The sequence below is a fragment of the Advenella mimigardefordensis DPN7 genome (assembly GCF_000521505.1).
GTDB lineage: Bacteria > Pseudomonadota > Gammaproteobacteria > Burkholderiales > Burkholderiaceae_B > Advenella > Advenella mimigardefordensis.
On the sequence record NZ_CP003915.1, the window covers coordinates 3,622,540 to 3,649,015 of the forward strand.

At 45.7% G+C, this 26,476-nt stretch carries 25 protein-coding genes; 5 read left to right on the forward strand and 20 right to left on the reverse strand.

Features of this window, described 5'->3' with window-relative positions; genetic code table 11:
- Positions 1-116: 116 nt before the first annotated feature.
- The gene (locus tag MIM_RS16730) at positions 117-755 is read right to left on the reverse strand and encodes an FMN-binding negative transcriptional regulator (protein ID WP_025373911.1); all 639 of its coding nucleotides are present in this window, start codon (positions 753-755) and stop codon (positions 117-119) included.
- 137 nt (positions 756-892) lie between these two features.
- Between MIM_RS16730 and pdxR the strand changes: the two genes are divergently transcribed.
- Positions 893-2,398, forward strand: a complete 1,506-nt coding sequence (gene pdxR, locus MIM_RS16735) for a MocR-like pyridoxine biosynthesis transcription factor PdxR (RefSeq protein ID WP_025373912.1) — start codon at positions 893-895, stop codon at positions 2,396-2,398.
- A 57-nt stretch (positions 2,399-2,455) separates the two neighbouring features.
- Here pdxR and MIM_RS16740 read toward each other — a convergent pair whose 3' ends face one another.
- Complete coding sequence (locus MIM_RS16740; protein ID WP_025373913.1) at positions 2,456-4,084, reverse strand: GMC family oxidoreductase; 1,629 nt, start codon at positions 4,082-4,084, stop codon at positions 2,456-2,458.
- A gap of 275 nt (positions 4,085-4,359) precedes the next feature.
- On the opposite strand from MIM_RS16740, the gene MIM_RS16745 reads away from it, so the two are divergent.
- Entirely contained in the window at positions 4,360-5,277 is a 918-nt protein-coding gene (locus tag MIM_RS16745; protein WP_042070474.1) for a LysR family transcriptional regulator, read from the forward strand.
- Positions 5,278-5,493: 216 nt separating this feature from the next.
- Here the strand turns inward: MIM_RS16745 and MIM_RS16750 are convergent, their stop codons facing one another.
- The 3 genes from MIM_RS16750 to MIM_RS16760 all read right to left on the reverse strand — a co-directional run bounded on the left by MIM_RS16750 (position 5,494) and on the right by MIM_RS16760 (position 7,995).
- Positions 5,494-6,522 (reverse strand): asparaginase, encoded by a 1,029-nt coding sequence (locus MIM_RS16750; protein ID WP_407638170.1) that lies wholly within the window; start codon positions 6,520-6,522, stop codon positions 5,494-5,496.
- Positions 6,523-6,728: 206 nt separating this feature from the next.
- Complete coding sequence (locus MIM_RS16755; RefSeq protein ID WP_025373916.1) at positions 6,729-6,995, reverse strand: ribbon-helix-helix domain-containing protein; 267 nt, start codon at positions 6,993-6,995, stop codon at positions 6,729-6,731.
- A gap of 136 nt (positions 6,996-7,131) precedes the next feature.
- Positions 7,132-7,995: a helix-turn-helix domain-containing protein gene (locus MIM_RS16760; RefSeq protein ID WP_025373917.1), complete on the reverse strand. Its 864-nt coding sequence runs from the start codon at positions 7,993-7,995 to the stop codon at positions 7,132-7,134.
- A gap of 273 nt (positions 7,996-8,268) precedes the next feature.
- Between MIM_RS16760 and MIM_RS16765 the strand changes: the two genes are divergently transcribed.
- The gene (locus MIM_RS16765) at positions 8,269-8,589 is read left to right on the forward strand and encodes a DUF1330 domain-containing protein (RefSeq protein ID WP_025373918.1); all 321 of its coding nucleotides are present in this window, start codon (positions 8,269-8,271) and stop codon (positions 8,587-8,589) included.
- Between the two features lie 176 nt (positions 8,590-8,765).
- Here the strand turns inward: MIM_RS16765 and MIM_RS16770 are convergent, their stop codons facing one another.
- Together MIM_RS16770 and MIM_RS16775 are read right to left on the reverse strand one after the other, a co-directional pair.
- Entirely contained in the window at positions 8,766-9,743 is a 978-nt protein-coding gene (locus tag MIM_RS16770) for a Bug family tripartite tricarboxylate transporter substrate binding protein (RefSeq protein WP_025373919.1), read from the reverse strand.
- A 46-nt stretch (positions 9,744-9,789) separates the two neighbouring features.
- A complete protein-coding gene (locus MIM_RS16775) occupies positions 9,790-10,737 on the reverse strand; it encodes an alpha/beta hydrolase (protein WP_025373920.1) in 948 nt (315 codons plus the stop codon).
- Between the two features lie 346 nt (positions 10,738-11,083).
- Here MIM_RS16775 and MIM_RS22625 point away from each other — a divergent pair, with 346 nt between their 5' ends.
- Together MIM_RS22625 and MIM_RS23730 are read left to right on the forward strand one after the other, a co-directional pair.
- Entirely contained in the window at positions 11,084-11,419 is a 336-nt protein-coding gene (locus tag MIM_RS22625; RefSeq protein ID WP_245592763.1) for an integrase core domain-containing protein, read from the forward strand.
- Positions 11,420-11,527: 108 nt separating this feature from the next.
- On the forward strand, positions 11,528-11,722 hold the full coding sequence (locus MIM_RS23730) for a DesA/ISL3 alpha bundle tail domain-containing protein (protein ID WP_456047801.1): 195 nt from the start codon (positions 11,528-11,530) through the stop codon (positions 11,720-11,722).
- Between the two features lie 842 nt (positions 11,723-12,564).
- On the opposite strand, the gene MIM_RS16785 is transcribed toward MIM_RS23730, so the two are convergent.
- The 13 genes from MIM_RS16785 to MIM_RS22980 form a co-directional block, all read right to left on the reverse strand.
- Positions 12,565-12,777 (reverse strand): cold shock domain-containing protein, encoded by a 213-nt coding sequence (locus MIM_RS16785; protein ID WP_042070477.1) that lies wholly within the window; start codon positions 12,775-12,777, stop codon positions 12,565-12,567.
- Positions 12,764-13,933 (reverse strand): reverse transcriptase family protein, encoded by a 1,170-nt coding sequence (locus tag MIM_RS16790; protein WP_025373922.1) that lies wholly within the window; start codon positions 13,931-13,933, stop codon positions 12,764-12,766. Before MIM_RS16790 ends, MIM_RS16785 begins: the two co-directional genes overlap by 14 nt.
- Positions 13,934-14,748: 815 nt before the next feature.
- Positions 14,749-18,015: a DEAD/DEAH box helicase gene (locus tag MIM_RS16800; protein WP_222836892.1), complete on the reverse strand. Its 3,267-nt coding sequence runs from the start codon at positions 18,013-18,015 to the stop codon at positions 14,749-14,751.
- Positions 18,016-18,393: 378 nt separating this feature from the next.
- On the reverse strand, positions 18,394-18,534 hold the full coding sequence (locus MIM_RS23335) for a hypothetical protein (protein ID WP_169733361.1): 141 nt from the start codon (positions 18,532-18,534) through the stop codon (positions 18,394-18,396).
- Between the two features lie 385 nt (positions 18,535-18,919).
- Complete coding sequence (locus MIM_RS16805; protein WP_042070479.1) at positions 18,920-19,210, reverse strand: type II toxin-antitoxin system TacA family antitoxin; 291 nt, start codon at positions 19,208-19,210, stop codon at positions 18,920-18,922.
- Positions 19,211-19,236: 26 nt separating this feature from the next.
- The gene (locus tag MIM_RS16810; RefSeq protein WP_144084669.1) at positions 19,237-19,959 is read right to left on the reverse strand and encodes a hypothetical protein; all 723 of its coding nucleotides are present in this window, start codon (positions 19,957-19,959) and stop codon (positions 19,237-19,239) included.
- A 214-nt stretch (positions 19,960-20,173) separates the two neighbouring features.
- Positions 20,174-20,845: a hypothetical protein gene (locus MIM_RS16815; RefSeq protein ID WP_222836893.1), complete on the reverse strand. Its 672-nt coding sequence runs from the start codon at positions 20,843-20,845 to the stop codon at positions 20,174-20,176.
- Between the two features lie 76 nt (positions 20,846-20,921).
- Positions 20,922-21,812, reverse strand: a complete 891-nt coding sequence (locus MIM_RS23705; RefSeq protein WP_025373926.1) for a TniQ family protein — start codon at positions 21,810-21,812, stop codon at positions 20,922-20,924.
- Positions 21,805-22,773, reverse strand: a complete 969-nt coding sequence (locus MIM_RS22630; RefSeq protein WP_158318746.1) for a TniQ family protein — start codon at positions 22,771-22,773, stop codon at positions 21,805-21,807. Before MIM_RS22630 ends, MIM_RS23705 begins: the two co-directional genes overlap by 8 nt.
- The gene (locus MIM_RS16830) at positions 22,757-23,629 is read right to left on the reverse strand and encodes a TniB family NTP-binding protein (RefSeq protein WP_025373928.1); all 873 of its coding nucleotides are present in this window, start codon (positions 23,627-23,629) and stop codon (positions 22,757-22,759) included. The genes MIM_RS22630 and MIM_RS16830 overlap by 17 nt, the downstream gene beginning before the upstream one ends.
- Positions 23,630-23,631: 2 nt before the next feature.
- Positions 23,632-24,093, reverse strand: a complete 462-nt coding sequence (locus MIM_RS16835) for a hypothetical protein (protein WP_042070482.1) — start codon at positions 24,091-24,093, stop codon at positions 23,632-23,634.
- On the reverse strand, positions 24,048-25,607 hold the full coding sequence (locus MIM_RS16840) for an integrase catalytic domain-containing protein (protein WP_025373930.1): 1,560 nt from the start codon (positions 25,605-25,607) through the stop codon (positions 24,048-24,050). The genes MIM_RS16835 and MIM_RS16840 overlap by 46 nt, the downstream gene beginning before the upstream one ends.
- Positions 25,561-26,208 carry a TnsA endonuclease N-terminal domain-containing protein gene (locus MIM_RS22980; protein WP_144084670.1) on the reverse strand — a complete coding sequence of 216 codons (648 nt, stop codon included), beginning with the start codon at positions 26,206-26,208 and terminating at the stop codon, positions 25,561-25,563. The genes MIM_RS16840 and MIM_RS22980 overlap by 47 nt, the downstream gene beginning before the upstream one ends.
- Positions 26,209-26,476: the final 268 nt, after the last annotated feature.

Below are 26,476 nucleotides of genomic sequence, written 5' to 3' on the forward strand. Positions count from 1 at the left end.
GCTAGTACAGCTGAGCCGATTTGCAATAGCCATGGAACGCTGTTACAGCGAGTAATGATTTTGCTCGATTTCCAGTGCTACTTAATAGCCTCAATTCCTGAATTGAGGCCAAACCACTACTCTCCCTTGGCATCAGCCGCCGCAAGCATGGCATCGCCAAGCAGGCGATCTCCCTTTGCATTCAACGCCTCTCCTGCTCCTCGAATGTCGCGTACCTCTTTATTCTGACCCAGTTTGTACTTACCCACGATACGCGTAATTTCAATTTCCAGCCCGACGATCGCCTTAAGCATTGAATCGATATAGTCCGCGGGCGCATCGGTCATTTTCCAGGGTACGGGCTGACTGGCTTCGTGGATGCGGGTCAGGCGCGCCACCACGCCCCGCACATAGCGCTCGTCATCACGAATGGTGATCCGGCCATAAGCGTGTGCAACGATGTAGTTCCAGGTGGGTACTTGCTTGTGGAACTCATGTTTACTGGGATACCACTGTGGCGAAATATAGGCATCAGCAGCGCGGAAAACAACCATCACTTCGTCGACATTGGCAACGTCTTGCCATACCGGGTTATTGCGAGCCACATGGGCATGCAGCACGCCCTGACTGCCCTCGGCGCGATGTAGATCGAAAGGCAGGTGATTCGCATCCAGACCGCTTTTGCCGTGAGTAAATAAAATACCCATCGGGTGTTTTTCTATAAGATCGTGAAGCACCGCTATGCGCGATTCTTCAAAATGGGAAGGTAGGTACATTGAGCATTCCTTAGGTGATAGACAGGTGCCCGATCATGCATTGATCGACTCCCAACGCAATTTCATTTGATATATTGTATGATGCATCTGGTTTATTATTAAGTACCAGTATCAATCTATTTTTATGGACCAGAATCATGCCAAGAATCCCTCAGCAAATTGACATTCCGGCACTCGGCGAACTGGATAAAACCCAAGGGCAACTGGGGCGCCAGCTGGCACAGGCCTTACGCGATGCGGTGCAAAAAGGCAATCTTCGCGCCGGCGATCCGCTACCGTCATCGCGTGCGCTGGCCCAATCGCTTGGCGTTTCCAGAGGAACGGTTGTCGAAGCTTTTGAGCAACTGCTGGCAGAAGGTATCCTGGAGTCTCATCCCGGCGCCAGCACCCGGGTTTCATGGTCACTTAAAACATCTTTAAATTCGAAGGTAAGTACAGAAAAGCACGGCCAGGCAACGACACCTGTGGTGCTTTCTGCCGCTGCCACTGCTTTTGCCAACGTAGCAAAGGAATTTACTCCCTTACCCCAAGTACCATTTGCCGTTTCCGTTCCATTAAGGGGAGCGCAACCCGACGATGCCTGGCGCAAAATCGGTAACCGTATCCGAGCAAGCCGCGGAAGACCTTCGGGTTATGATGATCCACAGGGCGTACTGGAACTCAGAAAAGCGGTAACAGACTATATTCGACGGTCTCGCTCAGTTCATTGTCGACCCGAACAGGTGATTATCACAGGCGGCATTCAACAGGCGCTGTATATTTGCTGCCAGATTCTTTTTGATGCCGGCGATAAAGCATGGGTAGAAGATCCGGCGTATCGCGGCATTACAGCCATTCTGGAGCATGCCGCAAAACAGCTTAGTATGATCCGTGTCCCGGTTGATGCAGGAGGTATTCAAGTGAACACAGGCATCGAGAGAGCGGCCAATGCACGCGCTGCCTTTGTCACGCCGTCACACCAGTATCCTCTGGGTATGCCAATGAGTATGGCGCGCCGCAATGCGCTGCTTGCCTGGGCACGCACACACAACGCCTGGGTTATCGAAGACGATTACGATAGCGAGCTCCGGTATGCAGGGCACCCGTTCCCTTCCCTGCAAGGACTGGATCCGAGCCGCGTGATCTATCTCGGTACCTTCAGTAAAATCCTTTTCCCATCGTTACGGCTGGGATACGCGGTCGTACCGGAAGCGCTTGTCAAACCGTTTTGTGGCGCCCGCATATTGATGGACCGTCATCCGCCCAGTGCCGACCAACATGTACTGGCCGCCTTCATGCAGGAAGGTCATCTGGATCGACACATTCGCCGGATTCGTAATCTATACGCCCGAAAGCGCAGCCAGCTGATCGAGATGCTGGATCGGATTATTCCACTTGAATTAGGCCAGCGACAACCCAGCGATCAGGGAATGCATATCGTATTCTGGCTGGCCAACGACATGGACGACGTGGCGGTCGCCGCCCAGGCAGTTGCCATCGGCGTGGCCGTAAGGCCCGTATCACCTACTTTCTCGAACAAATTGAAACGCCCTGGATTGATTTTGGGCTTAGGCGATTTTGAAACTGCAAAAATGGAACCCGCTGTGCAGAAGCTGTTGAACATTATTCGTTCAACGCCAAGAAAACCGGTCACCCGCAGATAGCAGATAGCAGATAGCAGATAATATTGCCTCACAACAAATAGGCCATCTGCAATCCGGCTATATTCCCTTCAGAATCCATTCTGCGGCCTTCTCTGCAATCATTAAAGTCGGGCTATTCGTATTGCCGCTGGTAATCGTGGGCATGACACTCGCATCCACCACACGCAGTCCAGCCACCCCACGGACACGAAGATGACTATCCACAACGGCCATCGGATCATCTGGCCGCCCCATTTTAGCGGTTCCGACCGGATGGAAAATCGTGCTCGCGATATCTCCAGCCAGGCGGATCAAATCTTCATCGCTCTCATACTGTACCCCCGGCTTGTATTCCTCTGGCTGAAAACGAGCCAGCGCAGGCTGTGCAACGATACGGCGTGTGACGCGTATCGAATCAACGGCCACCTGCCGATCCTCATCGGTACTGAGATAGTTTGGTGCGATCGCAGGCGCATGATCGAATGTCGAACTTTTTATGCGAACCGAACCACGACTGGTGGGGTTCAGATTACACACACTGGCGGTAAACGCCGGGAAACGGTGTAGCGGTTCACCGAAAGCATCCAGCGACAAAGGCTGCACATGGTATTCGAGATTTGGCCAGTGATAGCTCGACGAGCTACGTGTGAAAGCGCCCAGCTGTGACGGCGCCATGCTCATTGGCCCACTGCGTCTGAGCAAATATTCCAACCCAATCCGCATTTTTCCATGCAGCGATGAGGCCAGCACGTTAAGCGTAGGTGCGCCTGTGATCTTGAACACCGTGCGGATCTGTAGATGATCCTGCAGGTTCTCCCCTACTCCGGGCAAATCTGCAACCACCGGAATATCATGCTGTTGCAGCAACTGAGCCGGGCCAATGCCCGATAGCTGGAGCAACTGTGGCGAACCAATGCTGCCGGCGCATAGAATCACCTCCCGTGTCGCAGAAATGGATCTCACTTCCTGTCCGGTCCACAATTGCGCTCCCGTGCACCTGAACCGGCCATCGTCCTGCTTTTGGGTAATCAACTTCATGACCTGAACATTTGTCATGATTTGAAGATTCTGCCTGGCTGAGCGAATGGAACGCAGAAACGCCTTGGCGGTATTCCAGCGCCAGCCATTTTTCTGGTTCACCTCAAAGTAACCCACGCCCTCATTACTGCCCCGATTGAAATCCGGCGAATGCGGCAGCCCGGCTTCCTGAGCCGCCTGAGCGAACGCATCCAATATATCCCAGCGCAAGCGCTGTTTCTCCACGCGCCACTCACCATTTGCGCCATGCAAGTCGCTTGCGCCTGCGTGGTGATCTTCATGCCGTTTGAAGGTGGGCACCACATTCTCCCAACACCAGGCATCGTCTCCCGTCAGGCTCGCCCACTGGTCATAATCGCGCGACTGCCCTCGCATATAAATCATGCCGTTGATGCTGGAGCTTCCCCCCAGCGTCCTGCCACGCGGGTAACGCAAGCTGCGACCATTCAGCCCGGCATCGGGTTCGGTGTTATAAAGCCAGTCGGTACGCGGGTTGCCGATGCAATACAGGTAGCCTACTGGAATATGAATCCAGGGGTAATTGTCTTTACCGCCCGCCTCAATGAGCAATACTTTTTGGGAGGGATCCTGACTAAGGCGATTGGCCAGCAGGCTTCCTGCTGTTCCCGCACCAATAACGATGTAATCGAAGGTCATGTTGTCTACCATCATTTGTGTTTTTAATTTAGATACGTGCGTGACGTCATGTCTGCGCTTCCGTGTATTGCGCCTATATCACCGAATTCGTGAGTAGTTTTCGCAATCCGGCGACATAACACCCCTGTAAACAGGACTCGTATATAGCGATATCCGGCGTATCCAGGAGGTTCTAACTATTTTCCCTACTCATCCTATTTTTTTGTAAATGCGATTTTGCCCTAAATATTTTGCAGAATCCAATGAGTATTTCTTGTAAGAACTATAAAAATATCAAATAATGCTGTATGAATGAATCCCAGGCAAAATCCATCGATATTCAGGCTTTACGTGCTTTCTTCACCGTGGCGCGTGAGGGCAATGTCTCGCGCGCAGCAGAAAAACTCCACCGCAGTCAACCGGCTGTGAGCCTGCAACTCAAATCACTGGCAGACGCCACCGGGCTTCAATTGCTGGATCGTACTGCGCAGGGCATGATACTTACGTCCGATGGAGCGACACTGCTCCCATTCGCAGAAAAAGTGCTTTTTGCAATGAGTGAATTCGCGCATACCGCCGCGACGTTACACAGCCCGGTACATGGTCACTTGCGTCTTGGAACCATTCTTGATCCCGAGTTTACGCGCCTGGGCGCCTTCCTGAATCAATTGGTCAATACCCGGCCCTTGCTCAAGACACAACTGCACCACGGCATGAGCGGCGACATATTGGCACTCATTAACAAAGGCGAACTGGATGCGGGTTTCTTTTTAGATGTGCCTGAAGAGCCCATCGGCCCGCCAATTATTCGCAAAACACTGACCCGCTTTACCTATCGGGTATTGGCTCCGGCAGGCTGGCGACCTCAGGTAGAAAACAAAGACTGGAAAGCACTGGCCGCCCTGCCCTGGTTGGCAACGCTCCCCATAAGCGTACATAATCGCCTGCAAAAGAAAGTCTTTGGCCCCAACTCACTCACGGGCCTGGAACCCAGGCGCGTGGCGTTGGTGGACCAGGAAGCCTCTATGCTTGATCTGGTGCGTAGCGGAATAGGATTATCATTGATTAGGGATTCGATTGCGATGCGGGAAATGCAAACCCGGGGTTTGGTTATTGCCAATGCTGTATCGCTGGAGTGTGAGCTGAGTTTTTTGTGCCTGGCGGAGCGCCAGGCCGACCCGGTTATTGCAGCGGCGTGGGCGGCGCTGGATGAGATTTGGGGTTAGGGTGATATCATAAATAACACCAGTCCATTCTTAGAGAGAAGGCCATGCATTTAGTCCTATTTCTATCGGCTTTTGGTGCCATTATTGCGGTTGCAATGATCGGTGCAAACTGGCTTGATAAAAGACAACGGGTGGTCTCGGAACCGGTCAAGCCTTTGGTGTTACCAAGTCAGTCCAAATTTGCGAAATATTTTAAGTGATGAACGGAGTAGTTTCTTACTGATCAAATACCTTCCGCAATTCTTCTGTTGATGTTTTGCCGTCCTGGATGGCAAGCATCAATAGAATTCGAGCTTTTTGAGGGCTGCGGCCGCCCGCCATGACGGCCCCCGCATCAAATGTCGTTTTTCCGCCTCCATCGAACCCGTAGACTGGTAAAGTTCGACCGTTGGGAACGCGGGTAGAGATGACAACGGGAACTTGCTTTGCCAGAGCATACTTGACACCTTCGAACATAGAAACATTCATATTTCCCATGCCTACAGCTTGAATCACGATTCCTTTTGCGCCAGTATCTACGGCATATTTAATGTATTTTCCATCTGCTTCGGCGTACATTTGAAAAATATCAACTTTGGGGAAGTCTTCTGCTTTGGCGCTGATGTCGATGTGCTGTCGACGTAATGGCGCGTTCGAGAAAATTACCCGATCGTCCCAAACTTCTCCAAGAAAGCCGAAATCACCCGATTTAAAGGTTTCTACATTTGCAGTATGCGTTTTTGTGACATTGCGAGCCGCGTTGATTTGATTGTTCATGGCAACCATGACTCCTTTGTCTTTGGCTTGATCATTAACCGCAATGCGAACCGCATTCAGCAAATTGCGCGGTCCGTCAAAATCAGACGAAGATGCGTTACGTTGAGCGCCAATCATCACTACCGGTTTATTCGATTTAACAGTTAAATCAAGCCAGTAGGCGGTTTCGTCCATGGTATCAGTGCCTTGTGCCACCACAACCCCGGATACATCAGAACGTGCTAACGCATCCTCGACCGCCTTGGTTAACCGAATCCACCAATCTACCGTAATGTAGTTGGCTGACATTTTTGAAAAATTATTAACTTCAATACGAGCATATTTAGACACATCCGGAACGGTCTGCAACAAATCATCGCCCGTAATCGCAGGCACAACGCCTTTGGTAACCGGATCTACCTTCATTGCGATGGTACCGCCAGTAGCGATAAACTGCACAATAGGCTTGTCTTGCGCATTCGTCACGCCCATTATTGCGGCACAACACATACCCAATATGAATGATGGAATTAATTTCATGTCTACCCCTCGCTGATTTTAGTTGTGTTTGTTTTGAATCATTCTGAACGCCTCCAGGCTTCCGATAATGCCAACAACATGCATCATCTGTTCCGAATCTTGTCCTTAAAGCTAAGTGCTTCGCAGCCCGATACCCTACCCTTATCTCGCCTGAAAAGCGCTAACCAGAATATCTGTCAGGTGCCGTCGGTTTTCTTTTTCAGCATCGCGCGAATCTGTTCTACAGTCATCATACTGGAAGGATCATCTTTTGATTTATCGTATGCAGACACTACTGAGGTCCTTAACCAGTTTTCAATTGCACGATCCTTCGCAATCAGAGCTCGTATGCCATCTGTAATTACCTCATCCTCAGAGGCGTATTCACCCGATATCACTTTATTTTTTATATAGGTAACCATTTCGAGTGGCAAGGTGATACTTAATTTTTGAGTCTTGCTCATGTCTTCCCCTGCGCTCAATAGAATTGAGTTTTATTATACCGCTATCAATGCGGCTCGAAAGAAGCCCGTTATTACTCTAATGTATCGCATCCAGCGCCCATAGCCGATTGTCGGACTTCGGCTACGCACGTCCCCTTCACTCAGGTTCCGACATCACAGCACGTTCACGGAACCAGTGTGCCGTAGCTTCGTCAACCGGAAAAAACGATTCGATCCGCAACTCGTGCACCGTCACGTCCTGCGGGGTGCCCATGGTGGCAATTGAGGTGAACAAATTTAGCGCAATACCCTCCTTGCGAATCTGCATCGGCAGGAAAGGCAGCGCGCGCGCATCGAGGTTAGCCAGGCGGCTCGTCTCGCTGATCCCTGGCAATGCGGTCAATTCAGCGAGCAGGTTCGCCGCCTCGCTCCCGAGGCCATCACTCATCGCTTCATGCTGAATCCAATGCAGCATGTCGGCGCAGACATCTTCCCAGTTCTGCAGGTGCTTGCGAACGCCATTCGGATCGAGCATCAGTTTCAGTACATTGACACCCTCGCGTGGCAGTGGCGCGTCATCAGGCATATCAAGCAGCCAGCGCATCATCATGGCCGCCGGCGCATTAACCATCACGAGATTCCACAGTCGATCGACTACCAGCGCCGGATACGGGGCTTGCTGAGCCAGCATGAAGTCCAGAGCCTGCTTCACTGCGGCCAGTTCCGGATCGGACAGGCGGCGCTCCAGGTAGGCCGGCGCATAACCGGCCGCCAGCAACATCACGTTGCGCTCGCGCAGCGGGATGTCCAGGACGATGCCAAGTTTCAGAACCATCTCGCGGCTCGCCTGCGAACGGCCGTTTTCAAGAAAGCTGATGTGCCGCTGCGAGATACCGCTCTCGCTCGACAGCCGAAGCTGGGTATAGCCACGCTTGTCACGCCAGTAGCGCAATGCCGTGGCGAAATCGGCAAAGTAGCGGCTATCGCGCTCACTCTGCCGGACATGCTCCTGTTGTTCCATGCAATCTCCATGCTCAATTGCTGCCACACGACACGTCGGACTTTCGTTCCAAATGCTAGCACATTGAGCGACAATCCGGGCTGGGGTGCCTGCAATGGCTATCTCGATCGTTTAAGCGATTAGAAGTACACCAAATACACCAGCGCATGACACACGACGTTATTACCTCTGAGGTCATCGACGTACAGGATCGGCTGGTTGACAATGGTCATCACATCGTCGCAACACGTTACGTCGTTGCGCATTTATCAACGCCATCCTCAGGAGTCATTCATGCCAGCTTATGCCGTCGCCATCCTTTCCGAAACGCACCTGAACGACGAGATCCGCGCCTATCTTGAGCAAATCGACTCGACACTCCAGCCGTTCGCAGGCCAGTTCATCATCCACGGCGGGCCGTATTTTCCGTTGGAGGGCGAGCCGACGGCGGACCTGATCGTCGTTCAGTTTCCCGATATGGACCATGCGTCGCGCTGGTATGCTTCAGCGGCCTATCAGGCGATAAAACCATTAAGGGCAGCAAACAGCGTTGGGGCCGTGTTTCTTGTCCAGGGTGTGCCGACAGACCACCGGGCTATGGATATTCTTGCCTGAGCGGTGGGTCAGCGGCCTGATACAGGCGAGAAAGTGCTGTTCTGAATAGATCATACGTGTTCAATGGTTTTGAGCACGTATGGTCTTGCTTATTCTACTTACTGAAAAAGTACGTCGGCCTGATGCTTACGATAAAAGTGAGGAGCACCTCAATATATGTAAGCCATTTTCGGATGCTATTTACTTAACTCAAGTTTTTTCAATAAATCCGAATACAACGCCACTTCCCGATCAACCACTTTTTGGAACTCACTATTGGAAATGGGATTTATACCTAAACCCATGCCCTGATATCTCGCTTTTGCGTCTGGCGTTTGTAAATATTCCTGAGCAGCTTTTTCAATTACAGCAAGGGTCTCGGGAGAGGCGCCTTTTGGAGCCATTAGTCCGATCCAGGATGCTATATCAAAATCTTTAAGTTCTGTTACCTCAGCAATTGTCGGGACATCAGGAATTGATGCACTGCGTTCCTTGGAGGATATACCATACGCCCTGATCTTGCCGGATTTTAATAACCCTGCTATTGAGGCAACAGTATCAAACATATACGTAACGCGTCCGGACTGAACATCAGTCAGCGCCGTCGAACTACCTTTATAAGGTACATGGACAGCCTGAATCCCATTGCCCAGATTGAACGATTCCGCCATCAAATGAGTGGCCGAGCCGTTTCCTGAGGATGCAAAGGTGTACTTGCCTGGATTTTCCTTAAGCAACTGAATCAATTCATTAATATTTTTCGCGGGGAAATCTGCGGCCGTGACTAAGACAGACGGGCTCTTGGCAATCATGGCTGCCGGCACAAAATCGGATGCCCCATACGATGTGTCATTCAAAAATGGACTAATGATGACCGAGCCGGTGGATGCAGCAAGAAGGGTGTACCCGTCGCTCTTGGCGCGCGCCACGTAAGCACTGCCAACAACCCCGCCAGCCCCTGCCTTGTTGGAGATAAAAAATGTTTTGCCCAGCTTTTCTGAAAGCTCATTGGCAAGTGCTCGAGCCGCAATATCAGTAGCTTGCCCGGCGGTCCACGGCACCACAATTTCGACCGTCTTATTAGGGTAACGCTCTTGCGCCCAACTAGCACCAGCTCCCATCATCACAACCGTGAGTGCTACTCTGGCAATATTGTATTTTACAGTACCAAACATTTTTGTCTCCCAGATTAAAATCTTATTGTCCTTAGAATTTTCTTACCTATCGTTCTGCTTGATAAAATCGCGCTTTTAGCAGCGACGCTGCTTCTCTAATTGCCTCAAACGCTTCGGGAACAATCAACCCTCGTGTCACGAACCCATGAATCTGTCCTGTGAATCGGCGCAATGTCACCTTTACGCCCGCTTGCGCTAAACGCAATGCATAAGCCTCGCCTTCGTCCACCAAGGGATCAAAGCCGGCTGTGATAACTAACGCTTCGGGCAATCCTGACAGATCGTCGAAATTGATTGGGGAAGCTCTCCAGTCTTTCTTTTCAGAATCGCTCGTGAAATATTGTGCCGCATAGAACTCAATATTCTTTTTCGTCAGCAAGTAGCCGGATTGGAAACGACGTTTACTTTCGTAATCGTTAAATTGATCAGTAACGGGATATAGCAGTATCTGAAGAGCAACGCTCGGCAACCCAGAACGCTTCATATCAATTGCAGCCACTGTCGCCAGGTTTGCCCCTGCACTGTCACCCATCAGCGCCATTCTGTTTTCATCAATGTCGAGTTCGACTGCATGGGCACGTACCCAGTGAACGGCATAGATAGCGTCCTCTACTGCAGCGGGAAATTTGCTTTCTGGAGCACGACGATAATCAACAGCAATCACGACACAACCAGACTCCTTGCATATTTGTCGGCAAACTACATCGTGACTTTCCAGATCACCTAATACAAAGCCACCACCGTGAAAGAAGATGATCACCGGAGCTTTAGCCATGGCAGCGTGAGCTCTGTAAGTTCTGACTCGGATACCACCCGCAGGTCCATCAATAACAGAATCTAAGACGCTTGGCAATTGTGGAGGGCTGGGTTGCAAGTGTGCCCGCTGTGCATTTGATAGATCGCGCAATTGCGCGACAGGAATCTGATCAGGTGATGGATTATTCTGCTTCTGAGAAAAGTCAATTAAGGCTTGGGCACTCTGATCCAGCTTCATTTCTGGCTCCGTATTAACGAATAATTAGGAGAAAAGCGTATGCTTTTCAGTGAACAGAACCGCTTTACCCTTAAAGCCATTGCATACGCGATACAAAGTGCCATTGAGCGAACCTGTAATATGGCATTAAGGATAGATGAACGAATCGACAATGTCTCTGCACGAATTTAGACAACCCCCATGTTGACCAAAACGCTTCAGGGTAGAAACAAGAGATATTATGGTAATTCGCTTTTAATCAAAGGGAATTAAATTAAAATTAATTCATTATTAACTTTTTATTAACTTTTTATTAACTATTCAATAGATAGAATGTATTGAATAAAACCTTATTCTGGCGCATGCGTTGATTGCTCGATTCGGTACGCTGGGACGTGTCCCGGAACCATTCCTGCTTCGATCCGATAATGGCCTGGTCTTCACCAGCCGCAGCTACACCGCATTGATTCGCAGCTATGGCCTTCGACAGGAGTTCATCACGCCACATTGCCCACAGCAAAATGGCATGGTAGAGCGGGTCATCAGAACGCTTAAAGAGCAATGTGCGCATCGTCACCGCTTCGAAACGCTGCAACATGCCAGTCGTGTTATAGGCGACTGGATACGCTTTTACAACTATCGGCGCCCACATCAGGCGTTGAATATGAAAACCCCGGACGAAGCATTTGCATTAGCCGCGTAAGTTGAGCAGAAAATGCTGGGTCATTACATTTTCCGTTAGGTTCTCAATGCTGAATGAGTCAGCACACGCGACCGTAACGCCACACGCTTCCAGGTTATGAGCAAAAACATGCTGATTGCGGCCAATAATCCAGTGGCATACAAAATATTGGATCTTAGAACTGCATTGTGTCAACTTTGGGAAGATGCGACAGCGACGAATGAAGATTTAATCAAAAGACTAAAGAATTGGTGCCATTCTGCCCAGCAATCCGGCATACCCGAATTGAGCGAGTTTTCACTTCGCTTACGGCGACTCGTCTAAAAATATGAGTTTGAACAACTTTTGTGAGATTTTTCATGTTTTCCCAAGTTTGCTGCTCGGCATCTTCGGATTGCTGTGTAAATGTCGACGTTTTCGAATATCGATATTGAGCTTTCTTAAAAATCAGTCACTTACAAGATAACGGTTTTCTTATATTGATATTCTATTTTTCTCTAAAATGATATTTTACAAGTTTTGGTCTTCATAAAATGAGATCGAGCAAAGGACCAATATCCTAGACCTTATCGACATATACAAACAACCACTCCACTTGTATACTTGAGCTCATATATAGAGGTGAATGCAGATAATCATAGGTGTTTTAATGACGAATTTTAAACTTCAAACCTTACGCTTACCGTCACGAATAACACATCGCGTCCCGTCTAGTATCCTGCGGAAAGAAAGAGTTTATATCACTATTAGTAAAAGCACAGCGATCGCATATGATCAGTATAGTCACCGCCCTCGTCCAGTCAATTTTATAAGATCTTCCCAAACAATCGCAATAGACAGTCGATTTTCAGAGGCTCTTATATTCCTGTACATAAACTCTCCATTTTCTCTAGCGAAGCACTCACACGCAAGTGGAAGAAAACGGCTTCTAGAGTAAAGAAAGAAAAAGCGATAGCAATTACAGAAAGTAGAAAAATTAAATATATTTTAATGACTGTGGATTATTACCAAAAATTAACGCTTCTCATAACCTAAGCTAACAGAGGTAGTCGGCTTTTTAGCGACACGTGATACCTCCCTTGTTAACTTTCGTGCTTATTTAGCGTTGCAAAAATTTATTTTTGGCTGTTATTTGGTCTTCAAAATGTTGATTTAATAACAGCAACCTAGGAAATTCGGTAAATATCTACCGCTTGCAAACCTTTCTCTGAACGCTGAACGCGAAATCCCACTTTGACTCCCTCTAATGCCCATTCTTCACCCCGCACGTCGCGAAAATGAAAAAATAAATCTTTTCCAGCTTGTCTTGTAATGAAACCATATCCTTTCAAGGGAAAATAGCATTTAATAGTCCCAACGGTTTCCTCAGATAATTTCATGATAGAACAACTCCTCTTTATTCAACGGTGGCTTACAAGTCCTTAATATTTCCGCTAACTTGTTGGCCAGACCACTTTGTGTCCGTCGTAGAATGTTTAATCGATAACCAACTTGGTGAAATTTCGCATAGTATGCGTATTTTTTTCTATCATTGACCGAGGACTTTTCCAAGAAGCTCACTAGCTTAATTGTGCGGTGAATTTCATTATCGTCATAGACAGGCAAAATCTCCCGCAAACGTGACCTATAGCACGCTGCTTCTTTATGTCCAAGATAGGTAAGCTTTGCAACTCGACCAGATAAGCTGTTATGCAATTCATGATAATCGATCGACGTTCTACTTAGCTTTGACAACTTTTCGCAATTATGTAATTCTGCGCGAATTAACCGTCGCTCCTGTCGATGCAAGCGGGCCTGACCTCTATTCAGCCAAAGTCCTGTTACTTCCATCAACTTCTCTGGGTTTTTGCGAGAGGTTATCCGCGTTTTCTTGTTTTGCAGTTTAAAACCCTGCTCATTTAACATCTTACGGACCTTCCCAATAAGAGTTTGAATCTGGATTTCGTTTATCTGCTTTTTTGAAGAAATCGATATATCATCAAGAAGCCTGGTATACGTAAATTCTTTATTACGTATATGTTGGACTAAATGATATTCCGCTTCATGTAACGATAGATTTGCAATATGAGAGCTTGTACAAGCGCCTTGTGGTACTCGTCCTCGTAAACAAACCAAATCGGTAAGTAAGGCCGCTACGTCCTCTGGAAATTTAAAAAAAAACTTGAAAATTTTCAAGGTTTTTTCATACGTAATCGATGGATAAAAACCGCGGATGTCTAATGCAATTAATGTTTCTGCAGAGGCATGGGCGTTCGCATTCTTTACGTAGTCTCGCTCCTTAATTCCACCAAATAGGTAGTCAGGATATTTGATCTTGTCAAAAATATTCCTATTAATTCGCTTTTGAATTTTCTTTAAATGAATGCTAGGAATATAAATACTTCGTGACGAACCGTCCTTTTTCGGAACCGAATGTGGATGGTAATGCCTGTCTATGTTTGCCGCAGTACTTTTAAGTACATGTACATCTATCCGTAGAGCGGACGATAGTGCTTGAAGTGATGCAATAGGTTTGGCTAGGTACAAAGGGCGCATAGAAAAATAACAGATATAAAGTTGAATACCTACTCTATGGAAAAAATTGGTCTTTTAGACCGTCCCATAAAGATTTTGAAATGTTGAGTACCCTCATCAGGGCAATAAACACTTCGAGCCTGCGAAAAACGCTGTTAATCATGTTATTTGGCTCACGCTCGATAACATTAGATTTTCTAGTGACATTCCTGCCACGTTTCTTTGACTTGTTTTTTGGCTTTTTGGCCATACGCCCTCCTGAGTTTCGTACTGGACAATCCCAGCACTTGCTCAACATCAAGAGGACTAGTAGAAAACAAACAATCTTTCGCAGACTCAGGTATTAACTTCCAAGCTCAACAACCGACTCTAATATCAGAGATCGCCCCGCCATGCTGTACTCCCTTGTTGCTGCGGGGAGTTAGGCACGACACGCCGGTTAAGTCCTAAAAAGGACGTTTTCCTTAAAAATAAAAGAAAAACCCTGAGTTTTCCACACTCGTCAAAGTCTTCGAAAACCAACAGCTCAGACGAAACGCCTGATAAATACATAGTAACATAAAGATATTATTTGATTCAATATATCCTCAAAATGTATCATCCGCTTATATAGAAACCACAAGGGGGCAGCCTTGAATTTATAAAGAAATCAAACAATTACAGAAAAATATTTTTCAAATAAAAATAATGCTTTTTTCTTTAAAACAACAATCCGCAAGTAACGCGAGCATCATTCAATATGTATAAATGTCAAACAACTCAAAAGTTCGTCATTTCTGATCCGCCTCAGCCTTGCACAGTACAACTTCTTAACTATTGACTAGACAGAGAGCCAATCACAGCCAGATCCGCCATCGTCGTTTTTTTATATACAACGCGGTACTACCAAGTAATTTAAGACCTTCCTCATTAACCTGACTTAGGCAAAGCCCGGGCTGAACAATAACAACGTTGAACCTGATAGGTGTTGTTCTAGAGCGCTCTTTTATAGCAGCCAGATCCTTTATATCGCCTTTAAGAAAGCGTGAGTGGCCACATGATCGCCACAATTCCTCTCGTCGTTTTATATGGTGATACAAATAGGTGAGATTAAGGTGTTTCCACCGGATGCAACGCTGCGCTTGCCCGCAAACTTCGTACAAGTCCTTTAGTCTGGCCCCAGGCTGATCTAAACCGGAGTACTTGCAATGGATTAAGGTCAGTAAAATACAATCATCAAGAATTTTCAATCCGACCAAATCAGCTGATTCACCCTTTCCATCATCGTTAATAACAACGTCGTAATCTTCTTGTATTTCATTGAACCAGCGCCATTGGATAGACGTTCGATCACGCTCATATCCCATGGATTCCTTGCGAATATCCGTCCCTTGCCAATCGAAAGCAACAATCTCGCCTTTATCGTAAAGACCAATATCCTGGCTAACATGAACAATATGAGCGTTGTAAGAAAATGCCCCATCAGAGTAATGAATCATTATCGGGTCAATTTCCATGTGCTCTGAGAGCAGTATGGGTTCAGATTCACCACGTTGTATGAAGACTTCAGGGCCAGATATCAGTTGATAGCCATAACCTTTAGGTGTGGTGTCTCCTAAAATACACAATTTGTACTCGGACGTAACTTCGTCGGTAGAAAATACGAGTCTTACACTACCATCGTCAAACTTACCATCCGTCCTAACCTCCACGATATATAAATGAGCTGATACAGGACCAAAGTGAAAGGTTACTTTATCCTCGAAAGCGGTAAGCAAGTATTCGCCCCATTGCGCTGATATTGGATATTCCTTGTAAGGCTCAAGTAATGGTATAGGGCGCAAAAAGTTACGGGTCAAATTATTCGGATCTGGTTCAGAGCTGAAAATCTTATCCCAAGCTCTCTTTACCCAGTTGCACCAATCAGCGATGCTGCCGCCTTTTTGTGGCGACCAGACTTTACCTTTACGCTGTGAGCACCCCCAGATAACACGATTCCCCAACTCATACCCTAGTGCAGCGATATTACTTAAGCTAGATTGGGACGCTTCAATCAAGGAAAGTCCGTCAGTCACATTTGAACCAAAGTATTGAGTAAAGCTGATAGCCCCGATCTGGGCTGCTCCTAAATTTCTTACTAGAGGATATTCAATGCCATTAAAAACGTTGAACACCTTTTCGCCACTGACAAGTTCACAATTATCGTTGCACAAAGCAGCGACCAAGCTCTCAACTCGAAAGACTTTATAGTCATTTGAAAACACAAACAAAGCAGACCTATCAGGGTCCCAGTGTGCAATTAATATTTTATAGTTCGTATCTTTGAGATCTTTATAGCTACCCCAACGGACAGATGTTGCCTGAACAGCCAGCACTACCAGCAAATTTTCATCATCCGCAATTGCATGCCAGGATTCTTCGAATTTGGGTAGCTCCTCTTTGTACTTTTCCGGCTCCCAGTGGTTGCATGAGGTTTTGAATAACATTGCTGAACAGCTAGGTTCAAGGTTCCAAAGTGAGATTTGATCATGTAAATCGCCTTTTCCCTTTAAGGCGTCAACCACCTCCTGCAACCTGACCTCTCTGGCAATTCTTCCTTCCGAAAGTCGCCTGAGAACGCTGTCCCAATCTGCTCCGATTGAATAGAGATGTTGCAGCTCTCCCTCTACATCAGGATCTGCAATATTCATTACCACACTGGCCTGTCCGAGATTTTGAGCTCGATTAACGCGTGTAAATCGCCCAATGAATTGTAGCGTTACCGCCAGGCTCTTGTGATGATCATGCAAGGCTGCTATTTTCAAGTTAGGTAGATCATAGCCTTCACCCAACATATCTACACAAATTACGATTCTAGATTGTCTTGTCAATAGTTTATCAAGACGACTTTTCACCTCCGATTTAGAATATCCAGAATGCACCACGACTGGATTAAAGTCTGGCACAAGGCTCTGATAAATAACCGTAATTTCTTCTGCCCGATGCTTGTTACTAGTTCTAGCCATAAGCAAGTGATCCAGCCCATTGTTCAGATCTGCTCGCAATTGGTTTATCGCTTTATCGGCTATTGCGTAGTCCATACGATCGGAGTAATACTCCTCTATAGGTAATAGGTTCACGTTCGTAAAATAGCCCGCTCGCTGCGCTTCCCCCATTGTGTAGTTATAGATAATCCTCCCGCCAAGGGACTTTTTATCATTTCTAAATGGTGTAGCCGTAAACTGCACGATACGTTTTTCTATGAAACGCTCTCGGATAGCGTTCCAGGATGATGCCGATATATGGTGAGCCTCATCAACAAACAGGTGCGTGCACGCTCCACACAGCGCAATCAAAGCTTCTTCAGAACAGGAAGACAATACACTGGCCGTTGCAACCAAAACATTGGACACGCTGGCTAACTGCTCAGCCTGTTCAACAAACTGTATTCCCTTTTTAATAATGGCAACATTCGGCAGTGCAGTATTGGACGGGATAACAGTTAGCTCCGGCAAATACCCCAGCTCAATAAATTTTTTTGATATTTGCAACCGAAGTGAGTCAGATGGGACTACGACCAATATTTTCGCGCATCTCTGATATACCATGGTGGCGAGCATGGTTTCCGTTTTACCAGTTCCAGTTGGCAGCACAACGGTTGCTGGTTCCACTTTCAAATCAGTAGCGAAATGGCCAGCGATAGCGTGGAGAGCACCAAGTTGAGGCTTACGAAGTCCTGGAAAATTGCGAATTGAATCTTCCTCTTTAAATTGAAATTGATGACGCCAAAGTTCATGAATTTCATCAGGCTCCGTGCTAAAAACGTGTTCCGGAAACTGCTCCCAACTTAACTGAATATTTTCATGCCAGTTATCTATAGTGAAAGATACTTTGGCTTTAAGAGAAGCCACGCCATTCGGGCATTTTCCTCTGGCATGAGGATTTTTCAAATAGATACTAGCGAAAGGCGGCGGTAGTCCCGTCGCAAGCTCGAAATATCCTTGGGTTGCCGAGTTTCTGACTTGCGCTTCTAATGTAATGGTTCTGAAAAACAGCTTATGTACAAAATTTCCACCGATTTTTCGAGTTGCAGCGCTCTTTGCCGGTAAAGTAAGTTGAATTGTTAGTGGGTCAAACAAGTCCATTTGTAGTTCTCCTACCGGTCCTCGAAAACCCTTTTTGACTTAACGCTGAGAACATATTTTCACGCCAACTCTCGCTTATATCTGAGAATGTAGTTTCTACATGTTTTTCGAATTGCAATTTACCGAAATCATTGTGAATGAATTTCATTCAGTATTCCCGATATTTCCGAAGTTGCCGCCTACATATGGTGGCCGGCTTTAACGAAGAGTGATTACATTCACTCATGCATGACTGTTTGTTAAAACAAATAACACCTATTTTCTAGTCTAAGTAAAGCCTCAAAACCATCACCCCTAGATTGTCTTTCCCCAGCTTGATAGTAGACCCCTCAACCTTGAGCATCGGCTTCGATGACATAATGTCACTCTCCTTCTTACCTATTTCCCCTTCTTCGCAGGGATAGACTTTCCTGGGATCTTGATCGTTTCAACAATTGACCCCTTCTTATCTTTTTCCGCTTCTTTGACTGGTTTAAATCGGCCATTTTCCGCATCTCTTCCAATTTTTCTAGTTGCCATCTGTGTCTCCTAAGACTGAACAATAAGCTATTACACTACCTGTAATGCACTTCACCAAAAGACGCCTGAAAGACAACAATAGGCACCATTGGTTTCCAAAAGTTACATTGTATTCTTATTTATTTACCGAGTCGACAAACAACGGCCTAGGGGAACTACCTATTACTCTGTCCAATCAAACACATAACGAAAGCCAACCCATTTCTTTGGCCGTTCACCCGTATGTCAATTTTTACAGAAAAATCATAAAAAGCGCTCGGACGACAGTCGGGGGAGCCGTGGCATTTATATGCAGCACCAAACCAAACCAATTTAGTATCTTGGTAGATATATTTACATATTCTTTTTCTTGACCCAGGGCTTTTTGAAAGCTATCAATAAACGACTAATGACCGATGATGAATTGCTTATGACGAACAAATGCTTTCTTCAGAGCTGGTGAAGGCGCTGATGGATTCATTAACGCATGAGCAAAACATTCTTGTTGAGCCTTCGATAGACGCACAATTTCAGTATCCTCAATCTCCCGTCGCGCAGCGGCTTTCACGGCCCTAACAACAAATTCGGAAATCGTACTTCCTTGGAGCGCTGCTGCATACTCAACCGTATCGTACAGATCAGGGTCTATCTTGAGCTTAAGACTAGCAGACTTAGATCTTGACATAATTGCACCCATACGAAATTAACCAGGTCTCCCTAGAACTACCTATCAAAGCTTAAATTCGGGTTACCTGGCGGCGAATATTGAAATTCAACGCTATTCTGTAAAATCGACTCTTTGTTAGTTTTATCTGCCAAATCAATAGCTAACTGCAGTATCCGAGCTACTTGCTTCGGCCGTTCAGCGGTGAGTGTCGCATATACTCTAAAAATATAAAACCCGGCGACCAAGATCGACGCAGCAATAAGTAAAATCAAAGCTTTTGGCTCGGCTATTCCGACCAAGGTCACTGCGACCCCGAACAATACCGGAAGCAACCCCTTACTTTGGATAGCGCCAGAAAATACTTGAACTCTGTTTTCAAGCACTAATATGTTACTTTCATACTGTACCAGTGAGAGCTTCAAGTATGCCGTCGGAAATTTAATTAGCTTATTAATATAGACGGCATCCTGAACCGTAGAAGTCGAATATATCTCCAAAAGGTTACTGTAAATTGGTTTGTTATATTTTTTAAAAGTTACAAAAAATAGTGCGGTTAGTGCCCAAGCCACAATACCAAGACCCATTAAGAACCATCGAAAATATTTTTCACCAATTAGTGCTGCCAAGAAGTCATGTTGCATATAGAGACTTACCGCAAGCACCAACCCCAACGCCAAACACATCCACCCTCGGTCAGATTTTTTCTGCTGGTCTTTATCTACCTGTACCAGGTATGACTCATTCGTCATTTCGGTCAAAATATCGGTGATTTCTTTCAATATAGATCCGTCGAATTTTTGCATTATCTTCTAAACATGAGTTATTAAAAAGACAATATAGCCCGATATCGACTGCATCACAGTATTCGTTGCTTTGATATTCATCACTTTATGATCTCTATTGCTCCCTATTCTCTTCTTGTACATAAAAAATTGAACTCAGGTATCAGGGCTTGCCCACGAGCCCAACCTCTCCAATGCCTCAATCTCCGTTTCAAACGGCAATCGATTCCTTGGAACAGGATGGGTTGAAACCCCATTCTCTTTCTCCCAGCTCCAAAAATCGCTCGATTGCTGCATCTATAGCTGGCTGATTTATTACTTCTTTATCTACAACAATATACAATCCAATACCATAGACATAGCTCCGGTCATGACTGTAGGATTCGTAAATAGGTGGTGGCTCATTATGAATAATGTCGGTTTCTAGTTTCCGACACATCTCATGATATGTAAGTCCGCCAAATTTCTCAAAGCGCCTCTCCTCTTTCTCAGCACGAGAATAGCCAAGCACTTCTCCCGTAGGAGACCATTGAACTGGCACAAACTCAACGTTAAATACCTCTTCAAGCTCTTCGTCTGTCAGCATGTCAGTCGCACGATTACGAGCTAAGTCATTGACTTCATCCCAAAAAGCCTTACGAGCAGTTATTATTATGGCGTTCCATATAGTGAGCTTGTCCTTACCTAAAAAGTAGAAAGAAAACGACTGATCGTAAATCTCCGGACGACCAGGCTCATTTAGCATAGCCCTACTAGTAAAGCCCCCGCCGTATTCATAAATATATTGATCAATCTGCTGTTGAAGGCGGGTTGCTTCAGCTTGCCTGTCTTCTAAAGGCAATTCGACAAACGGCCTAAATTTTGCATTTTTTATGCGATTCATAGTGACTTCCTAATTACTCTGAGTCTAAAAAAGAATGCTGAATCCTTAAACACCTCAAGTGACAAACCATAACGCACTAAGCCTTACCTACGATCCTGTGCCAGTGCCCATTCAATCCAAAAGAATACAGTTCAAAAAGCATATTAGATTTAGGGGGTAATTTTCTATTCATGGGACGCTCATCCAAGTATCTCGTGTTAGGAAACCTACCTCGCCTCATTTCTTTTAAAGCTGATTCGTAATTCCTTCGCATTTCAGAAACAGTGAAATCTCCCAATTCGCACAACGATAGAATTAAGAATATTGGAAGGCATTTAAGCTGAAAATTTTCGTCAAATCCCCGTACTTTAAACCGGCCATTTAAACAAGCGCTAGTAATTACATCCTGTAGCTCTAAATAATTGGCTAAATTTTTGCTTTGGATAGGTTTACTCCCTGCGTCACTGAGTGCCGTACCACAACGGTAGCAGAAACCCATAATTGACCCATTTTCTCCACTAACATACCGCTTGTTCAAACGCTTGTTAATATTTATTCTTTGACCGCAACTGTGACAACAATCGAGCAGTTTAATTCTATGTCTAGGGCAGACCTCATAATGTCTGAATCGCCATGTCCACCGCCAATACGGTACGAAATCGGTTTCCAGGCAGCGCGGGCAGTATTTATAATACCCTTTGTCACGATCTGAGCTTAGAAACAGCCAAAGCAAATTTTGCTCCCGCAAATGAGAAAATCTTGTCGTAAAAAAGAAGATGTCATTATCTGTAAGCTGCGTACCTTGTATCAACTGTACCAGATCGGAGTATTCAACATCTAGATCGTAGTCTTTTTTTTGTTGTATAGAGAGGCCTCTCATCAATATCCCCGGGTCAACGGAATGCATCTGACACAGTCGAGCTATATATGAGGCTAACGACTCATCCAAAATAAGTTCTGGTACAAACAACAAATTTCGACTAATCATAAAACATATCCATCTGAAAGCTATTGGTAATGGATTTGTCAATTTTCTCCAGCCTAGCTACCCTCTGGAATAGCAGAGATATCTTTTCTTGCTCTGCTTGACTACTATGAATGCAAATATCCGCTACCTCTTTCAAATGTAAAGAAGCACTAGTGAATCGGTTAGCGCGGTCCTCATACAAATCACTGATTCGTAAAAATGCGCGCTGAACCACTTGCACTGCCTCTTTACTACTTAAAACTCTTGTCAACTTACCGGGTCTGAAATTACTGACGTGCTCTGGCCCACTACTGATACCAAGTGCGCGTATCAACCTAACCAAGACATCGAGCGATAAATTGGCAAGAAATGCGTACGGAATCCCCCTTTCCGGCGACATGCGAATGTCTGACAGTAGGCAGAATAAAGTTGAACTAAGCCACAGTTCTGCTTCACTGGGCGCTTCCAACTCTGCCCCCTCCAAACGCATTCCGCAGTTGCACTCAAGCAAACTTGGTCGACGCCAAGTTAACTTTCTGAAACATTTTGGACATTGATCCAGTAATCTCGTGTAATGCACAGGGCATGCCGTTACCAATGAAAGCTCCCAGAGTGCTTGCGCAAATCCAGTATTAAGTAAACATAGCGGACATACTTGAGTCCAGCTTCTCCGTACGTGATACGGTCGCGTTAGTATGCAGTCTTTAAATACCGTGATAATATGCCCCTTCTCTCGGTAGGACTTCGGTATCGCTTTCCCAACGTCGATGGGATTACCGCCGAATAGATAGGCGATTTTGCCAGCCACTTCATTAGGCAGATATCGATGCCCAAGTGAAGCCATGCTCCGAGCAAGTTGGCTAAACTGTATTCCATTGGCCTCAGTCATTCGCAATGCATAACCATTTCCAGACTCATCGGGTTTCAGGTCATCTTGAATTGGCAGCGGTCGCCCTAGGATTGGATCAAGAAAAAGTTGCAAAGGGGCTCTCCTGAGCTGATTCGGGTCCAAATACCAGCTCATAAGCACGTCGAATTAACGAAATATCTACTTTTTCCCTTTTTTCCGTTACCCCAAGAATCACAATCTGAATGAGCAGAGATTTGAGCAAACGCGGCGTACCATTAGTCGCAGTAAAAAACTCTCTAGAGTACCGTTCATATATATCAGAAAGATCTATTTTCTCGCAGCTATCCGCTAATCCTTTCAGAAATACGAGCCAGTGCTTGTCATAACGGAATAGTCCTAGCCTTATTGAAGTTGGAACTCGAGTGGTAAGTTGAGGATCTATCCCTGTAAGTTGATCAAGCATTTCAGTCCCGATAAGGACAACGGGCACCGCAGTCTCATTCATGAGTCGTTTTACCCAGTCAACCACGATCGTCGAGACTTTTCCTTGCTGCAGAAAAATGTGTTGAAATTCATCGAGAACAATTAGTTTGACACCAAGGTCCTTAATTGAGCGGAGCAAAATTATATTAATTTCATTGTTTGTAGACGAGCGTGTAGTTACGAGTCCAGCATCGTACTGAAAATTAGATAGCAATTCATTCTGAATCTGCGCGACCGTTGGGCTTTCTTTTAGGGATGCATGTATTACGGCGAGCTTGTCCTTTAGGATCGGTAGCCCAATAATATTTTTACGCAGACATTGAAATAGGAAGGTCTTTCCGGATCCAGCGGGCGCAATAATTCGTACACCCGCAGGTGCACCAGTTGAATTACCGATTTGCACGACGTTCGAAATTAACGTTAATGCGTCATTAAACTTAGGATGGCGTACAACCACTTCCCGCATAGCCTTACCAGCCACTAACGCGTCGTAACTATATTCCATAATCAGCCCTCCATCTCGTCTAGACGTATGATTGTTATGTCAGGAAGATCATCGAGAGTTAGCGTCGGCATACCTTCTGGGATTTCGTTCACAAGTGAGTCGATTTGCTCCGAGCTTAGTTTTTTAGCTGGTGATTTGAAGTTGCTTTGTTCGTTAATGATTGCCATTTTTTTCGCCTCCCGGAGGCTGAGTTTTCCGGCCTTGATCTTCTTTTGCCATCCCTTCTTCAGTGCGTAAATCGCATCTTGATAGTGCTCTAACTTCCTGGATCTTCTAAGATCTAATGCCTTACTCATTCGAATTATGCGATGTGCAGTCAAAGATAGGCCGTCCGCGTAAGATTTCTGCAATACCGGAACCCACAGCCATGTTTTTTCTTTGGGCTCCTGAACCCAAATTCCACCTAAATTCTCAGGGTCTAATCGCGCATCCACGTCGAATTTTGGACCATATTTTTTTGCCATTTGGCCAATCCACGACTGCGATAATCTAAATAGAATTTCTCAATCCCTGCTTGGCTAACTTTTACTCTAGTAGGAATCGCCGCAAAAATATCCAACGCTCTCAAATCATCATTGAAAACAGGTGCTGGAACTTTCTTAAGACCCTCCTTCATCCTATCAAATGCGCAGTCTTGAGTGCGATCTGATATTTTGAATGGATAAATGTCTACAGCCCATTTGATTAACGCAGCATGCAAATCGTCAAAAGCAATAGAAGCCGTCTTCTTGGGATCAATGGGCTTATGAACTCCCTGAATCAATTCGGACCTTCCATAACGCGGAAGTGCATTGACGACAGACAACATAGACCGTTCCACTCCGGGTTTAAACCACGGTTTTCTAACTGGAGATCGTTCAACGTCAAATCCCATTTGTAATGCAATAGCATTTGCGTCTGCTGCATGAAATTCACTAGCATTATCAGTCAGCATTGTTTGCCATAAACCTGGAGTAATCCACTCGTTCTTCAGCCCTAGCTCAGCCACAATTTTATTTTTTGGTGTTAACGCAAATTTAATCGCTCTAACTACCCTAGCAACAGTCGTGCCTTCAAAAGAAATAACAAGACTAAGAATATATCCAGTGCACGAATCGATGATGATGGTAATGATTGGTCTTCCGAGCACAATTCCAATCCTGGAATCAATTACATAGATGGACAGTTCAGTATGATCAATTTCCACCACTTGCAACGGATATTCTGCGTTTATTCCACCAATGGCGTGGCGCCATCTTGCGGCGGCAAAGGCGGCTCCCTCGCGAATCTTTTCTCTCTCGTACGGTGAGATTTGCCTAATTATCTTTTTTACCGTCGATATGCTCACATATGCGTCTTCTCCTAACCGAGTTCGCATCTCCGAAGAGAGGAAATTGTATGTGTCTTCTATACTCTTCCCGCTTCGTTGTAAATAGTACCGTGTTATAAACTCATGGATTAAGTCTAACTTTTCCTGTCCTATTCTTTCCCCTATTTTCCGACTCATTCTTGGCTTAGGCAAGAGGCTACGATTGTCGCATCCGCTCTGATTATATATACGTAGCCAATCCGCGACCGTCGTCGGAGCGGGAGGGTTTTTATCATTGGTATTGGCAGCTATAGTGGCAATCACTCTCGTAATCTGTCTTATGCAACCTTGCGTTACGCCCTCTTTTTTACAACGAAGAACATAATTAATTTTGCGTTCATACTTTGCTTTTGCTTTTGCAGAGAATCGAGCGGTGTCAATGATTACATGTATGCTGGATTGCACGTTAGGCAATTTCACCGATATGGCATTACAAACGTGACTTCCTCCTTGGACAATAAGTTCTTTACGCTCAATCTTATCCAGTAACTCGTCTAGTGACATTTTCTCAATCAATCCAGTTTCCACATTTTCAAGCTGTATCAAATTCTCAGGGAGCATTCGCTGGAACTTCAACAGCTGCTTACCTCGTTGCAACACCAATCCATCTTTCAATTGAAACTTCGCCATTTTCCTGTCCTTTATCGTCAATAATTAGTCCGTTTTCATTACATGCATCAATTTGTAGGTAACGATGACCAATTAGGTAATAGATGAATTCAATTGGAATACTCAATCGCCCGACAATTTCATTGACAGAAGCCGGAAGACGTAAGGAATTGATTTTTTCCATTACCTCTGTTCTTGCAGATGACGAGTAGTAAGATTGAGAATATCGATGGACTAAACTGGCAAATTGTTTGCGCTTCTCGATGTGTTGATCTGTAATGAGAAAAAATTTCATGCCGTTTTGATCGAATTGGTGTTTAGCAGCTGAAATTTTGTCTTCGTATTTATCAACAAACACTGATGATTTGACTTCGACTATATACCTTTGTGCATTCTTGTCTAAAAGCAAATAATCAGGCGTATACCTTCCGAATCCAGGTATATCAATTTGTATTGGCTGGGCGACAATTCGCCGGATGGAGGGATGTAGTAAAGCGATACGAACAAAATCGCGCTCAAGGCGGCTTTCGTATTCAATTGGCTCAGATTGAACGTGGGTACAAACCACGTATCCCACTCGCCGATGCGGCGAGCGGTGGACTAGTTTTCTAACTTGTTTCATAATCTTCTCTTTATATAGACGTGACTAACCAGCTTGACACCATCAATAAAAAGAGAGATACTTTACCTGTGAGAGCAGTACCTCCTCACTATGAGGATGACAAGACCGGCGCTTCTTAGAAGTTGTCCGGTTTTTTCATTTACATTTCATTTCTCCTTTATCCCAAGGTCGCCTTTCGCAATTTGGCTCTCTAGCCATGCAGATACTGAAGCGGTCCGAACATACCTTCCCTTCCGCCCATCAAGCTCGATTTCCCGAAAAGGCAATA